15 protein-coding genes are annotated in these 14,928 nt (G+C 63.7%); 4 read left to right on the plus strand and 11 right to left on the minus strand.

Going from position 1 to position 14,928, the window contains the following annotated elements; genetic code table 11:
* Window positions 1-132 precede the first annotated feature (132 nt).
* Complete coding sequence (gene accD, locus AC1Q5S_RS10255) at window positions 133-1,005, plus strand: acetyl-CoA carboxylase, carboxyltransferase subunit beta (protein WP_492238819.1); 873 nt, start codon at window positions 133-135, stop codon at window positions 1,003-1,005.
* A 102-nt stretch (window positions 1,006-1,107) separates the two neighbouring features.
* On the opposite strand, the gene AC1Q5S_RS10260 is transcribed toward accD, so the two are convergent.
* The gene (locus AC1Q5S_RS10260) at window positions 1,108-1,659 is read right to left on the minus strand and encodes a YggT family protein (protein WP_303836458.1); all 552 of its coding nucleotides are present in this window, start codon (window positions 1,657-1,659) and stop codon (window positions 1,108-1,110) included.
* Window positions 1,660-1,736: 77 nt separating this feature from the next.
* On the opposite strand from AC1Q5S_RS10260, the gene AC1Q5S_RS10265 reads away from it, so the two are divergent.
* From AC1Q5S_RS10265 to AC1Q5S_RS10275, 3 genes are all read left to right on the plus strand, one after another.
* Entirely contained in the window at window positions 1,737-2,375 is a 639-nt protein-coding gene (locus AC1Q5S_RS10265) for an LON peptidase substrate-binding domain-containing protein (RefSeq protein ID WP_303836456.1), read from the plus strand.
* 193 nt (window positions 2,376-2,568) lie between these two features.
* Complete coding sequence (gene lysS, locus AC1Q5S_RS10270; RefSeq protein ID WP_303836454.1) at window positions 2,569-4,113, plus strand: lysine--tRNA ligase; 1,545 nt, start codon at window positions 2,569-2,571, stop codon at window positions 4,111-4,113.
* A gap of 21 nt (window positions 4,114-4,134) precedes the next feature.
* Window positions 4,135-4,800 carry a mechanosensitive ion channel family protein gene (locus tag AC1Q5S_RS10275; protein ID WP_492238820.1) on the plus strand — a complete coding sequence of 222 codons (666 nt, stop codon included), beginning with the start codon at window positions 4,135-4,137 and terminating at the stop codon, window positions 4,798-4,800.
* A 23-nt stretch (window positions 4,801-4,823) separates the two neighbouring features.
* Here the strand turns inward: AC1Q5S_RS10275 and nagZ are convergent, their stop codons facing one another.
* The 10 genes from nagZ to AC1Q5S_RS10325 form a co-directional block, all read right to left on the minus strand.
* Window positions 4,824-5,915 (minus strand): beta-N-acetylhexosaminidase, encoded by a 1,092-nt coding sequence (gene nagZ / locus AC1Q5S_RS10280; protein ID WP_492238821.1) that lies wholly within the window; start codon window positions 5,913-5,915, stop codon window positions 4,824-4,826.
* 69 nt (window positions 5,916-5,984) lie between these two features.
* The gene (acpS, locus tag AC1Q5S_RS10285) at window positions 5,985-6,386 is read right to left on the minus strand and encodes a holo-ACP synthase (protein WP_422203137.1); all 402 of its coding nucleotides are present in this window, start codon (window positions 6,384-6,386) and stop codon (window positions 5,985-5,987) included.
* A gap of 60 nt (window positions 6,387-6,446) precedes the next feature.
* On the minus strand, window positions 6,447-7,229 hold the full coding sequence (locus AC1Q5S_RS10290; RefSeq protein ID WP_303836448.1) for a pyridoxine 5'-phosphate synthase: 783 nt from the start codon (window positions 7,227-7,229) through the stop codon (window positions 6,447-6,449).
* The gene (recO, locus tag AC1Q5S_RS10295) at window positions 7,226-7,990 is read right to left on the minus strand and encodes a DNA repair protein RecO (RefSeq protein ID WP_492238822.1); all 765 of its coding nucleotides are present in this window, start codon (window positions 7,988-7,990) and stop codon (window positions 7,226-7,228) included. Before recO ends, AC1Q5S_RS10290 begins: the two co-directional genes overlap by 4 nt.
* A gap of 12 nt (window positions 7,991-8,002) precedes the next feature.
* Window positions 8,003-9,007 carry a GTPase Era gene (gene era, locus AC1Q5S_RS10300; RefSeq protein ID WP_303836445.1) on the minus strand — a complete coding sequence of 335 codons (1,005 nt, stop codon included), beginning with the start codon at window positions 9,005-9,007 and terminating at the stop codon, window positions 8,003-8,005.
* Window positions 9,004-9,687, minus strand: a complete 684-nt coding sequence (gene rnc, locus AC1Q5S_RS10305) for a ribonuclease III (protein ID WP_092697145.1) — start codon at window positions 9,685-9,687, stop codon at window positions 9,004-9,006. Before rnc ends, era begins: the two co-directional genes overlap by 4 nt.
* Complete coding sequence (locus tag AC1Q5S_RS10310) at window positions 9,688-10,050, minus strand: DUF4845 domain-containing protein (protein ID WP_492238823.1); 363 nt, start codon at window positions 10,048-10,050, stop codon at window positions 9,688-9,690.
* Window positions 10,051-10,085: 35 nt separating this feature from the next.
* Window positions 10,086-11,060, minus strand: a complete 975-nt coding sequence (lepB, locus tag AC1Q5S_RS10315) for a signal peptidase I (protein ID WP_422203132.1) — start codon at window positions 11,058-11,060, stop codon at window positions 10,086-10,088.
* Entirely contained in the window at window positions 11,060-12,868 is a 1,809-nt protein-coding gene (lepA, locus tag AC1Q5S_RS10320) for a translation elongation factor 4 (RefSeq protein ID WP_303836438.1), read from the minus strand. The genes lepB and lepA overlap by 1 nt, the downstream gene beginning before the upstream one ends.
* A gap of 513 nt (window positions 12,869-13,381) precedes the next feature.
* A complete protein-coding gene (locus AC1Q5S_RS10325) occupies window positions 13,382-14,794 on the minus strand; it encodes a DegQ family serine endoprotease (RefSeq protein ID WP_422203151.1) in 1,413 nt (470 codons plus the stop codon).
* Between the last annotated feature and the right edge of the window lie 134 nt (window positions 14,795-14,928).

A 14,928-nucleotide genomic window follows, 5' to 3' on the forward strand; every position in this document is an offset into this window, starting at 1 on the left:
TTCTCTCGCGCTGCGCGCGGGAAGGGGGACGCTCCCAGCGCTGCGGGGCGGCCCTTGCGCGGGAGCCCTGGTCTGGGCAGCGCCCGTTTCAAGGCCGCTCCGCAACTGGCCCATCTATACAGAGGAATACGCATGTCTTGGCTTGAAAAACTTCTGCCCTCCAAAATCCAGCAAACCGACCCCACCGAGCGCCGCCAGGTGCCCGAAGGGCTGTGGATCAAGTGCCCGAGCTGCGAAACGGTACTCTACAAGGCCGATCTGGAACAAAACCAGAACGTCTGCCTCCACTGCAGCCACCACCACCGCATCGGTGCACGCGCACGGCTGAATGCCTTCCTGGACCCCGAAGGCCGTTACGAAATCGGCCAGGAAGTTCTGCCGGTCGATGCACTCAAGTTCAAGGACAGCCGCAAATACCCCGAGCGCCTGAAAGAAGCGCTGGAACACACGGGCGAAACCGACGCCCTCATCGTCATGGGCGGTGCGGTCAAGAGCGTCAATGTGGTGGTCGCCTGCTTCGAGTTCGACTTCATGGGTGGCTCCATGGGCTCGGTGGTGGGGGAGCGCTTCGTGCGCGGCGTCGAAGCCGCCATTGAGCAAAAAGTGCCCTTCATCTGCTTTACCGCCACCGGGGGCGCGCGCATGCAGGAAGGCCTGCTCTCGCTCATGCAGATGGCCAAGACCAATGCGGCGCTGACCCACCTGGCCAAGAAAGGCCTGCCCTACATCAGCGTGCTGACCGATCCGACCATGGGCGGCGTGAGCGCCGGCTTCGCCTTCGTCGGCGACGTGGTGATCGCCGAGCCCAAGGCGCTGATCGGCTTTGCCGGCCCGCGCGTGATCGAGTCCACGGTGCGCGTGACCCTGCCCGAGGGCTTCCAGCGCGCAGAGTTCCTGCAGACCAAGGGCGCCGTCGATCTCATCTGCGACCGCCGCGAGCTGCGCAACACCGTGGCCAGCAGCCTGGCCATGCTGCAACGCCTGCCAGCCGACGCCGTTGTGTAAGCCGGCTCGGCGTCGGTTTTGCGTTGAAGCTATTAATTCAATAGCTTATAACGCTTACCCCGTCATCGCCAGCAGCCAATCATCTGCCAAAAAACCCGCTATTCACCCCTGCATGACGCCCGCCTGCAGGTGCCCCAGGACAATCATGGCAACCTGCAGCAGCACCAGCACGGCCAGCGGCGAAAGATCCACCCCACCGACCAGTGGAATGATGCGCTGAAACGGCCGCAGCACCGGTGCGCACAAACGCGCCACCACGCCGGCAATGGGCGAACGGGTCTGCATCCATGACATCACCGCATGGACAATCAGCAAACCGATCAGGCCCGAGATGGCCACCCGCACCAGGCCCAAAAGCGCCAGCCACGGCAGCCAGGCCCAGGCGGACCCCGCCCCCAAAATCAGCCACAGCAGAAAATACTGGACCAATTGCAACAACGCGGCCGCGACCAGGCTGGAGAGATCCCAGCGGCCCACCGGCGCAATCACGCGCCGCAGTGGCATGACCAGCCAGTCGGTGAGAGCAAACACCAGCCCGCCGATCGGATTCGAGAACGGGACCCGCTGCCACTGCATGTACAGACGCAACAGGCAGGCCCCGGTCAGCAGGCCACCGATGACATCGAGCAGGAAAGAGGCGATCTGGTAGAGCATGGATAGGACAAATTGGAGTGAATCGCGTGCGAAAGCGGACTGCGACATGGGATGATAGCGACCGCAGATCTCCGCCCATGACACAACCCCTCACCCTGTCATCCCTTCCGCTGTTTCCGCTCCATTCCGTGCTGTTTCCTGGCGGGGTGCTGGCGCTGCGCGTGTTCGAGGTGCGCTACCTTGACATGGTGCGCAAATGCCACCATGCCGGCGCCCCCTTTGGCGTCGTGGCGCTCACGCAGGGACACGAGGTCCGGCAGGCGGGTGCGCCAGAAGAAGGGTTCCACGACATCGGCACCCTGGCCGTGATCGAAAGAATCGACTCTCCACAGCCCGGGCTGATCACCCTGCTGTGCCGCGGCAGCCAGCGTTTTCGCATCACAGAGCGCAGCCATTTGCCCCATGGTCTGTGGATTGGCAATGTGGAGCAACTGGCCGCAGACCTGCCTGTGCCCATTCCCGACGATCTTCTGCCCACCGCGACCACTCTGGCCCAGGTGCTGGCATCCCTGCGCGAACGGGACACCGAGGCCGCCACGGCCATCCACCCCACCCCCGCACAGCTGGCCGACTGCGGCTGGGTTGCCAACCGCTGGTGCGAACTGCTGCCCATCCCCCTCCAACTCAAGCAGCAGCTGATGGAGCTGGATAATCCGCTGGTACGGCTGGAGCTGGTGGGGGATGTGCTGGAGCGCACCGGCATCGCCCCCCCATAGACGAATACCCGGGACCGCTGTTTATTGCGCCAAGTGAGGGAATGGTCACGCTCGGCAGCACACCATATACCGACATGATGTAACAGGCGTGTTGCCGGCACTGCCCGGATCCCGTCGATAGCCCATAAAATCAATGGTTTGGCTGGCATCGGCCCGTCCAGCCCTTTATTCACGCCCCGCATCCACGGCTCCTATGTCTGACCAGAACCACGCTCCAGCCCCCCAAGACGAAAACCAGCTCATCGCCGAGCGCCGCGACAAGCTGCGTGCCCTGCGCGAGGCCCATGCACAGGGCGGGGGCGTCACCTTCCCCAATGACTTCAAGCCGGCACACCACGCTGCCACGCTACAGGACCAGCACGCCAGCAAGGACGCGGCAGCGCTTGAAACCCACGCCGTTCATGTGAGCGTGGCCGGGCGCATGATGCTCAAGCGCGTGATGGGCAAGGCCAGCTTTGCCACGGTGCAAGATGGTTCGCTGGGCGAAACCGGCGGACGCATCCAGCTCTACATCACACGCGATGCGCTGGGCGAGGATCTTTACGCCGCTTTCAAACACTGGGACCTGGGCGACATCATCGGCGCCGAAGGCACGCTGATGAAGACCAAGACCGGCGAGCTGTCGGTCAAGGTGACCACCCTGCGCCTGCTGACCAAGAGCCTGCGCCCCATGCCGGACAAGTTCCACGGGGTGGCCGACCAGGAGGTCAAATACCGCCAGCGCTATGTCGACCTGATGACCGACGAGCAGGCGCGCAAGCGCTTCGTGGCGCGCAGCAAGGCCGTGAGCGGCATCCGCGACTTCATGGTGCAGCACGGCTTCCTGGAGGTCGAGACGCCGATGCTGCACCCGATCCCGGGCGGTGCCAATGCCAAGCCTTTCGTCACGCACCACAATGCGCTGGAACAGGAGATGTACCTGCGCATCGCGCCCGAGCTGTTTCTCAAACGCCTGCTGGTGGGCGGCTTCGAGCGCGTGTTCGAGATCAACCGCAACTTCCGCAACGAAGGCATCTCGGTGCGCCACAACCCCGAGTTCACCATGATGGAGTTCTACGCGGCCTACTGGAACTACCAGGACCTCATGGGCTTTACCGAGCAGCTCGTGCGCGACGCGGCCCTCAAGGCCACGGGTACGCTGCAGCTCAGCTACCAGGGCCGCGAGGTCGACCTGGCCCAGCCCTTTGCGCGCCTGACCATCCGCGAGGCCATCTTCCAGCACACCGAGGCTGGAGCCCATGTGGACGATGCGGCATGGCTCATCAGCGCCCTCAAGAAGCTGGGCATGTCGGAAGAAAAGAACCAGCTTTCCGGGCGCTCTCTGCCCAGCCTGCAGGTGCTCTACTTCGAGGAAACGGTGGAAGACAAGCTGTGGCAGCCCACTTTCATCATGGAGCACCCCACCGAGATCTCGCCGCTGGCCCGTGCCAACGACACGCGCCCCGAGGTCACCGAGCGCTTTGAGCTGTACATCACCGGCCGCGAATTCGGCAACGGCTTTTCCGAACTCAACGACGCCGAAGACCAGGCCGCGCGCTTTCACGCCCAGGTGGCCGCCAAGGACAGCGGCGACGACGAGGCCATGTACTACGACCACGACTTCGTGCGCGCGCTCGAATACGGCATGCCGCCCGCCGGCGGCTGCGGCATCGGCATCGACCGCCTGATGATGCTGCTGACCGACAGCCCCAGCATCCGCGATGTGATCCTGTTCCCAGCCCTGCGGCGCGAGTCCTGAAGCACCCCACCGCACCGCTCGATGGCCGTATCCCGATTGCAGCTGCTGAAGACCCACCTTCCCGAATGGGTGCAGGACTGGCTCGACGTCATTGTTCCGGGTGCGCAGATCCTGCTGATCCTCGTGGCCGCCTGGGCGCTGCAACGCCTGCTGCGCCGCGTTCTGGCCCGCGCGAGCGTGCGCTTCCAGTTTCCCGAGGAGCTCCTGGCTCCCATCAAGGGGCTGGTTCGCTGGACCATTGTGGCCAGCGCCTTGCTGCTGGTGCTGGAGCGGCTGGGCGTGTCAGCCACCGTGCTGTGGACGGCCTTCACCGGCTTTGCCACGGTGGGCGCCGTGGCGTTCTTTGCGGCCTGGAGCGTGCTGTCCAACCTGTTCTGTGCGCTGCTCATCTTCACCGCGCGGCCTTTTCGCGTGGGCGACTACATCGAGGTGCTGGACACCGCCGAGAAGTCCGGCGCCAAGGGGCGGGTGGTGGACATCAATCTGCTCTACACCACGCTGGAAGACCACAGCGCAACCCCAGGCCAGGCGGCCTGGCTGCAGATTCCGAACGCCCTGATCTTCCAGCGCGTGGTGCGCCGCTTCCAGGATGCGCCGCCACCGGATCCGGCCGCACCGGCGGAGCCCACCGCGGCCACCACCAGCCCGCCCGCCGCCTTGCCCGCCAGCGCCGCCCCAGCGCCGTAGTGCGGGCTCACATCCTCAAGGTATCAAGGCAGCAAATCCAGCGCCTGCAGATAGGCCGGCTGGTACATCAGATCGTCCCAGGCCTGCGGCAGGGTTTCGGGCAGCAAGGCCAGGCGGCGTGATTCGCTGTCCACGCTGGGCTGCCAGCGGCCCTGGGTGCGGGCCTCGTCCAGGCCGGCGAGGAGTTCGTCCACCGCCCGGCCATCGCCCACGCTCTGGTTGCACAGCAGCACCAGGTCGCAGCCCGCGGCCAGCGCTGCGATGGCCGCGTCGGTGTAGCTGACCACCTGGCCCTCGAGGCGGCGCGCACCTTCCATGCTGAGGTCGTCGCTGAAGATCGCACCGTCAAAGCGCATCTGGCGGCGCAGGATGTCCTGCAGCCAGCGCTGCGAGAAGCCCGCCGGCCGGCTGTCCACCTTGGGGTAGATCACATGGGCCGGCATCACGCTGGTGAGCGTGCTGCTGAGCCAGGGGTACGGCGCGGCGTCGTCGGCCAGGATGGCCTGGAGGCTGCGTTTGTCCACCGGCACCTCGGTGTGCGAGTCGGCCCGGACGAAGCCGTGGCCGGGAAAATGCTTGCCGCAGTTGGCCATGCCCGCCTGCAGCAGGCCATGCATGAGGCTCTTGGCCAGCAGCGCGACCACGCGCGGGTCGCGATGGAAGGAACGGTCTCCAATGACTCCACTCTCGCCCCAATCCAGGTCCAGCACGGGCGTGAAGCTGAAGTCCACGCCGCAGGCGCGCAACTCGGCGCCCAGCACATAGCCTGCCGCCGTGGCGGCGTTGGTGGCGCGCAATGCGCCGCTACCGGGCACGGCCTTGGCGCCCTTGCCGTCATTCATCCACAGCTCGCCCAAAGCGCGCATGGGCGGCAGGTGCGTGAAGCCATCGGTGCGAAAGCGCTGCACGCGGCCACCTTCGTGGTCCACGCAGATCAGCAGGTCATCGCGCACGGCCTTGATGCTGCTCGTGAGCTGCAGCAGCTGCGCGCGGTTTTCCCAGTTGCGGGCAAACAGGATGACGCCACCCGTGAGCGGGTGGGCCAAGCGGCGGCGGTCGTCGGCGCTGAGGGTGGTGCCAGCCACATCAAGGATGAGGGGTGCGTGTTCGGTCATCGGGCTTCCAATCGTCAATTTGCTACTTGAACCATAGCTGCTCGCGCTTCTTCAACAGACGCTACAGGGCTATATGGTTTGAATCGTCTCCACCACGCAAAAGCTGGCGGCGTAGTCGGTCTCGTCGGTCACGCTCAGGTGCGCCTGCAGGCCTTTGGCCTCAAACCACTCCTTGAGGGCGCCGTGCAGCACGATCACCGGCTGGCCGCTGGACAGAGACCCCACCTCACACGCGCGCCAGGTCATGGGCATGTGCATGCCCAGTCCGATGGCCTTGCTGAAGGCCTCCTTGGCGGAAAAGCGCGTGGCCAGGTAGCGCACGCCGCGCTCGGGCCACCGCGCGCTGCGCGCGCGCCAGGTGGCCAGCTCGCCATCGGCCAGCACCTTCTCGGCAAAACGATCGCCGTGGCGGGCCAGGCTGGCAGCGATGCGGCGCACATCGCAGATGTCGGTACCGATGCCGTAGATCATGGAGATGATGAATAAAATTGATATCTAGCGCTTATCTTTAAAGCGCTAACAGCTATCCAATCAGGAGTTTTTGATGGGCACGAAACCCGCCTCGATGCAGCCCAGGTACGCCTGCACCGTGGCGCCATAGCCCAGTTCCAGCGCGTCGGCGATGAGGGCGTGGCCAATCGAGACCTCCAGCACGCCGGGCACTTCGCGCACAAAGGCGGCAAGGTTGTCGCGGTTCAGGTCGTGGCCCGCATTCACACCCAGGCCTGCATCCAGCGCAGCCTGCGCCGCAGCCGCATAACGTTTCAGTTCGATGGATTGCTGCGGCGTGCCCCAAGCGGCGGCATAGGGCTCGGTGTACAGCTCCACGCGGTCGGCACCCACGGCCCTGGCGGCGGCCATCTGCTCAGGAACCGGGTCCATGAACAGGCTCACGCGCACGCCGAGGCTGCGGCATTCGGCGATCAGCGGCGCCAGGCGCTCGGCATCCTGCGGAAAACTCCAGCCGTGGTCGCTGGTGAACTGGTCTTCGCTGTCGGGCACAAAGGTGGCCTGGTGGGGGCGCACCTGGCGGATGAAGTCCATCAGGTTCTGCGACGGGTTGCCCTCGATGTTGTATTCGCGGCCCGGCCAGGCTTTCATCAGCGTGGCCAGCGCGAACACGTCCTGGCTGCGGATGTGCCGCTCATCGGGTCGCGGATGCACCGTGATGCCCTGCGCGCCCGCCTGCAGGCACAGCTCGGCCGCGCGCGTGACGCTGGGAATACCCAGGTGGCGTGTGTTGCGCACCAGGGCCACCTTGTTGAGGTTGACCGACAAGGCGGTGCGGTGCGGTGGGTGTGAAGGCATGTTCATAAAGACTGCAGGTCGATCATGAGCTGGCGGGTGCGCAGCGTGGGGCTGCCGCAATGGTATTGCAGCATGGCACGCAGCTGGGGTTTGAGTTCTGCGGCCACGGGGGCGCAGGCGCGCAAGGTGGCGGTGTAGCTGGCCGCATCATCGAGCGCACGCTGCAGGGCCTGCCACTGGCGGCCGGGCAGACCTGCGCGGTCGGCATCGGACGAAGCGCGCAAGCCGCCCTCGGGCACCAGCGTGTAGCGCGTTGTGGCCTGGAGAGGCGCAAACGTCATGGTCTGGGCATCCAGGCTGGGCAGCAGGCCGATCTCGCGCAACAGCAGCAGCTCGAAGCTGCGCAAAACCGGCTCCAGCGCATCGCCATGCTCGCTGGCCAGCACACGCACCACGCCCGCGTAGGCGTCGAACAGGGCAGCGTGCGGGTCGGCCCGGGCCAGCAGGCGCAGCAGCAATTCGTTGAGGTACAGGCCCGACAACAGCGCATCGCCCGTGGGCATCACATGGCCACCTACCCACTCGGCGCCCTTCAGGGTGTGGATGTCGGCAGTGCCGTCACCGGCCAGGGTGTAGGTCACCAGCAGCGGCTGCAACGGCAGCAGCACGGGACGGAAGTTGGAGCTGGGCTTCTTGGCCCCCTTGGCCACCAGTGCCACGCGCCCCTGGCGGCGGCAGAACACCTCCAGGATCAGGCTGGACTCGCTCCAGTCGTAGCTGTGCAGCACGAAGGCGGGTTCATCGGAAATACGCTTGGCGGCAGCCACGGAAGCCCGGGGTTATTCGTATCCAAAAGAGCGCACCCGCGCTTCATCGTCGGCCCAGCCCGAGCGCACCTTGACCCACAGCTCCAGGAACACCTTGGCGTCCATGAGCTTTTCCAGCTCCTGGCGGGCTTCGGTGCCGATGCGCTTCAGGCGCTCGCCCTTGTCGCCGATGACCATCATCTTGTGGTTGTCGCGCTCGACCACGATGGTGGCGGCGATCTTCACCAGGCGCTTGTGCGCCTTGCTGGCTTCTTCTTCGAACTTGTCGATGACCACGGTGGAGGTGTAGGGCAGCTCGTCGCCCGTGAAGCGGAACAGCTTCTCGCGCACGGTCTCGGAGGCCAGGAATTTTTCGCTGCGGTCGGTCAGCTCGTCTTCGGCATACCACCAGGCCTGCTCGGGCAGGTATTTGGCGCAGATGCCAAACATCCGCTCGATGTCGCCCTTGTTCTTGGCCGACATGGGCACGAACTCGGCAAACGGGTGGCGCTCCTGCATGCTCTTGAGCCAGGGCGCCAGCTCGGCACGGCGGTGCACCATGTCGAGCTTGTTGGCCACCAGCAGCGTGGGGATGCCGGGCTTGAACAGGCTCAAGACCTTGGCGTCGGCCAGCGTGAAGTGGCCGGCCTCGACCACGAAGAGGATCAGGTCCACATCGCCGATCGCGCCCATCACGGTCTTGTTCAGCGACTTGTTGAGCGCCGTGGCATGGCGGGTCTGGAAGCCCGGCGTGTCGACAAAGATGAACTGCGTCTGCTCGCGCGTGCGGATGCCGGTGATGCGGTGGCGCGTGGTCTGCGCCTTGCGCGAGGTGATGCTGATCTTCTGGCCCACCAGGGCATTGAGCAGCGTGGACTTGCCCACGTTGGGCTTGCCCACGATGGCAATCACGCCACAGCGCTGGCCCGGCACGGCGGCCGGCGCACCGGCGGCGGCCAGCATGGTTTCGAGGTCATCTTGCACGGGGACGCTTTCCGTACCCGTGCCGTCAGCTACATCTTTGGTAGCATCATTCATACATTCTTCGCTTTCAGTGTGGCCAGCATGGCGGCGGCGGCGGCCTGTTCGCCGGCACGGCGCGAACCGCCGATGCCACGTTCGGTCAAACCCAACTCGGTGATTTCACACTCCACGTCAAAGGTCTGGCGGTGCGCCGCCCCTACCGTGGCTACCACGCTGTAGTGCGGCAGCTTCATTTTGCGACCCTGGAGCCACTCCTGCAACGCGGTTTTGGGGTCCTTGGCGGCGGCCTGCATCTGGGGGTTGATCTCCACCCCCTGGAACAGGCGGTGCACCAGCGCTTCGGCGCTGGCGTAACCGGCATCCAGGTACACGGCGCCAATCAGTGCTTCGAGGGCGTCCGCCAGGATGGAGGGCCGTTGCTGGCCACCGGATTTGGACTCGCCCTCCCCCAGGCGCAGCACATCGGACACCTGCAGGCGCAGTGCCAGCTGGTGCAGGGTGTCCTGCTTGACAAGGTTGGCGCGCACGCGCGAAAGATCGCCCTCGGGCAGATCGCTCAGACGCTGGTACAGCAGGCTGGCCACGGCCAGATTGAGCACCGAGTCTCCGAGAAACTCCAGGCGCTCGTTGTGGTCCGCCGAAAAACTGCGGTGCGTGACGGCGCGCTGCAGCAGCGAGGCGTTGGAGAACTGGTGCTGCAGACGACTCTGCAGCGCGAGAAGTGCCGGCTGCACCTAGTTGGTCTGCCCGTCAAAGCGATACACCAGGTAGGCGGGGCCTGCCAGGGGTATCTCGCGCTCATATTTGAAGGACACCACCACTTTCTCACCCCGCTTGGTGATTTCGAGGTCCGAACCCTTGATCGAATTGATGTCGTCAATGGCTGCGGCGCGGTCGAAGGCAGCACGAATCGCAGGCACGGTGCTTTCGGTCTTGGCCTTCTCGATGGCTTTTTTGGCGGCGACGTATTCCAGAAAGATCGGAATGGACTGCCCGCCAATGGCAAAGGCAGCCACGGCAAACAGACCGACAAAGATCAGCCCGAAAAACGACAGACCGCGCTGGCGCGACCGGCTGGCCGTGCGATGCATGCTCATGCTTTTACTCCCTCGTTGTCCTGTGTCTGGTGTCTTCAATGGAACGCACCAATCCGCTTGAGGTTGCCAAAATTCATCCAGACAAAGAATGCCTTGCCGACGATGTTGGCCTCTGGCACAAAACCCCAATAGCGTGAATCCAGCGAATTATCGCGGTTGTCGCCCATCATGAAATAGTGCCCCTGCGGCACCTTGCACACGACCCCTTCCACGCTGTAGCGGCAGTTCTCGCGGTAGGTGAAATTGCTGGCACCCTGCACAAAGGCGGGAACGTCGGGGTTGTTCAGCAGCCGGTGCGGCTGGCCACCCAGCTGCTCTTCGTACTGCTTGAAGTAGCGCATGGCGTCTTCATCCAAGAAATCGGGCATGGCCATGGTTTCCACCGGCTTGCCATTCACGGTCAGGCGCTTGTTGAGGTAGGCCACCTCATCGCCGGGCACGCCCACCACGCGCTTGATGTAATCCAGGCTGGGCTGTGGCGGATAGCGAAACACCATCACATCACCACGCGCTGGTGGCGTGCCTTCGGTCACTTTGGTGTGGATCACGGGCAGCCGGACGCCGTAGGTGAACTTGTTGACCAGAATGAGGTCGCCCACCAGCAGGGTCGGAATCATGGAGCCGGACGGAATCTTGAAGGGCTCGAACAGAAACGAGCGCAACAGGAACACCGCGGCGATCACGGGGAACAGGCCGGCCGTCCAGTCCAGCCACCAGGGCTGCATCAGGATGCGCCCCTTGGCCTCCTGCACGTCCATGTCCACCTTCTGGATGCCCATGCGGTCGAGTTCCGCGCGGCGCTGCACGGCCGCATCCTCGATGGCCTGGGCCGCGCGGCGCCGGCGCGGCAGGAAAACCAGGCGCTCCGCCAGCCAGTAGGCCCCGGTGACCACGGTGGCCAGGAACAGCAGCAAGGCAAAGTTGCCCTCGATGGCCCCCACATACCAGGCGCCCACATAGCCCACAAAGGCAGCAAGCACCATCGAAGTCAGAATTTGCATGAACTGCATCAATCTTCCACCTGCAAAATGGCGAGGAATGCCTCCTGGGGCACCTCGACCGAGCCAATCTGTTTCATGCGCTTCTTGCCCGCCTTCTGCTTTTCAAGCAGCTTGCGTTTGCGGCTGACGTCGCCGCCGTAGCATTTTGCCAGCACGTTCTTGCGCAGGGCCTTGATGGTTTCGCGCGCAATGATGTTGGCGCCAATGGCCGCCTGGATGGCCACGTCGTACATCTGGCGGCTGATGATTTCGCGCATCTTGGCCACCACGGCGCGGCCACGGTACTGCGACTGCGAGCGGTGCACGATGATGGACAGCGCGTCCACCTTGTCGCCGTTGAGCAGGATATCGACCTTCACCACATCCGAGGCGCGGTACTCCTTGAACTCGTAGTCCATCGAGGCATAGCCGCGCGACACCGATTTGAGCTTGTCGAAGAAGTCGAGCACGATCTCACCGAGCGGCATCTCGTAGGTCAGCATGACCTGGCGCCCGTGGTACGCCATGTTCATCTGCACACCGCGCTTCTGGTTGGCCAGCGTCATCACCGGGCCCACGTAGTCCTGGGGCATGTACAGGTGCACGGTGACGATGGGCTCGCGGATTTCTTCCAGGCGCCCCTGGTCGGGCATCTTGGACGGGTTCTCGACCATGATGACTTCACCATCGGCCCGCACCACCTGGTAGACCACGCTGGGCGCGGTGGTGATGAGGTCCTGGTCGAACTCGCGCTCGAGGCGCTCCTGCACGATCTCCATGTGCAGGAGGCCCAGGAAGCCGCAGCGGAAACCAAAGCCCAGCGCCTGGCTGACTTCGGGCTCGTAATGCAGCGATGCGTCATTGAGCTTGAGCTTTTCGAGTGCATCGCGCAGCGAGTCGTACTCGCTGGCTTCGGTGGGGTACAGCCCGGCAAACACCTGGGGCTGGATTTCCTTGAAGCCGGGCAACGCCTCGGCCGCAGGGCCTGCATTGTTGGGCAGCTTCTTTTCGAGCGTGATGGTGTCGCCCACCTTGGCCGCCTGCAGTTCCTTGATGCCGGCGATGATGTAGCCCACCTGGCCGGCATCGAGCGAGTTGCGCGGCTCGTTGGCGGGCGTGAACACTCCCAGGTTGTCGGCGTTGTACACCGCGCCACTGGCCATCATCTTGATGCGCTCGCCCTTGAGCAGGCTGCCATCGACCACGCGCACCAGCATCACCACGCCCACATAGCTGTCGAACCAGCTGTCGATGATCATCGCGCGCAGGGGGCCCGTGGCGTTGCCCTTGGGCGCGGGCACCTTGGCAACGATGGCCTCGAGGATCTCGTCAATGCCCATGCCGGTCTTGGCAGAACACGGGATGGCATCGGTGGCGTCGATACCGATCACATCCTCGATCTCGGCCTTGGCATTGTCGGGATCGGCATTGGGCAGATCCATCTTGTTGAGCACCGGCACCACCTCCACACCGAGGTCGAGCGCCGTGTAGCAATTGGCCACGGTCTGTGCCTCCACGCCTTGCGAGGCGTCGACCACCAGCAAGGCGCCTTCGCACGCGGACAGTGAACGGCTCACTTCATAGGAGAAGTCCACATGCCCCGGCGTGTCGATCAGATTGAGGTTGTAGACCTGCCCGTCTTGCGCCTTGTAGTGCAACGCAGCGGTCTGCGCCTTGATGGTGATCCCGCGCTCTTTCTCGATGTCCATCGAGTCAAGTACCTGCGCCTCCATGTCGCGATCGGCAAGCCCGCCGCACCGCTGGATCAGGCGATCGGCCAACGTCGATTTGCCATGGTCGATGTGGGCAATGATGGAAAAATTTCTGATGTGTTTCATCAACGGGAAACGTCAAGTAATTGAATTGAAACGGCGCGGACAAGAAAAAAGGGCGCGTCGAATGGCGACGCGCCCTGAACCAACAATCATTGGCAACTGCGAAGGTTGGAGCTTCATTGTAGGCAAAAAGCCCGCACCAATGACCTCACCTCCCCACATCCGAGGCACGTTGCCGCAGTGCAACAAGCATTTTACACACAGCTTATTCACAGCAGGTATCCGAACAACATGGGACAACTTGTGGGTTAGCTGTGGATCAGCTGTGCATGCGTCATCTTCATTCCACCATATGACCGCAGCGTCGGCTGATATGTCGATATGTGTTGAACAGAAGCCTGCATTCTATCCAATATGATCGATGGAGAGAACGACAAAGTTAGCGTGAACTAACATCAATTTGGCAAAAAAAAGGAAGCCTGAGCACCCTCACCGGCCATTCCAGACACAGGAAATCCCGAACAAATGTCTGGGACTTCTCTGCCGGTGTGCAGTCAGCGCAACCTCAACGCGGGTTCATTTGGCTGGGCGGATCAGGGCGTATTGGGCCCATTCTCCGCGCCGGTACAGCACATTGATGGGCTTGCTCTTGTCCACCTTGGCGAGGGCCGCCTCGAAATCCTTGACTCCGCTGATTTCGGTGTTCGCGATGGAAAGGATGATGTCGCCTTCGCGCAGGCCGGCACGGGCAGCGGCATCGGTGGCCGCATTCACCACCACGCCACCGCGGATCTTCAGTTCTTTCTTCTGTGCGTCGGTCAGCGGGCTCACGGACAATCCCACCAGCTGCGCAGCCGCCGAGGCCTTGGGCTTTTCTTCCCGCTCGGCGGTTTTGCTGGCCGGCTTGTCGCCCTCGATCTCCGCGATGGTGATACCCAGGTCCTTGGCGCTGCCACGGCGGAACACCGTGACCGAGCTTTTCGTTCCAGGCTTGGTATTGCCCACCATGCGTGGAAGATCCGCGAGCTTGTCGATGGGTTTGCCGTCAAACCGGGTAATGATGTCCCCGGCCTCGATGCCCGCCTTGTCGGCCGGAGAGCCCGCCTCCACGCCCGTCACCAGGGCACCCGATGCCTTGCCCAGGCCAATCGATTCGGCGACATCCTTGGTGACCTGCCCCACCTGGACGCCAATGCGCCCGCGCGTGACCCGGCCCGTTGCACGCAACTGATCGCTCACGCGGATGGCCTCGTCCATGGGAATGGCAAACGAGATGCCCATGAAACCACCCGACCGCGAATAGATCTGGCTGTTGATCCCCACCACCTCGCCGCGCATGTTGATCAGCGGACCGCCCGAGTTGCCGGGGTTGATGGCCACGTCGGTCTGGATGAATGGCAGGTAGTCCCCCGTGTCCCGCTGCTTGGCGCTCACGATGCCGGCAGTGACCGTGCTCTCCAGGCCAAACGGTGAACCGATCGCCATCACCCATTCGCCCACCTTCAGGCGGCTGACATCCCCCACCTTCACGGCGGGAAGCCCGGTGGCTTCGATCTTGACCACGGCCACATCGGTGCGCTTGTCCGCCCCCACGATCTTGGCCTTGAACTCCCGCTTGTCGGTCAGGGTCACGATGACCTCATCAGCCCCGTCCACCACATGCGCATTGGTCATCACATAACCGTCGGCAGTGAGGATGAACCCCGACCCCACGCCCCGAGGTTGCTCCTCTTCGGGCTGAGGGCGCTGGGGACGCTGCTGCCGTGGCATGTTGGGAATGGGCACACCAAACCGCTTGAAGAACTCCAGCATGTCCTCGTCCATGCCGTTCGTGTTGGCGCGGGCCGACACCTTCTCGGAAGTCCGGATGTTCACCACCGAAGGCCCCACCTGCTCCACCAGTTCGGTGAAATCCGGCAAGCCGCGCGACACAGCAGTTTGCGCATGGGCTGCACCATGGGGCACAGCCACCAGACTTGCCGCACCCATCAGCACACCTGCCAGTGCATAGGAGTGCAGTCTTTTCCAATCGATCCTGAGCATCATCGGCCTTTCTTCCATTGTGGCAATCGTTACGAACAGAGGTTGTATGCCTGTGAAGGAAACCCGTGTGACTTGGTTCC

Source organism: Acidovorax sp. GW835-FHT14B10, assembly GCF_058793725.1.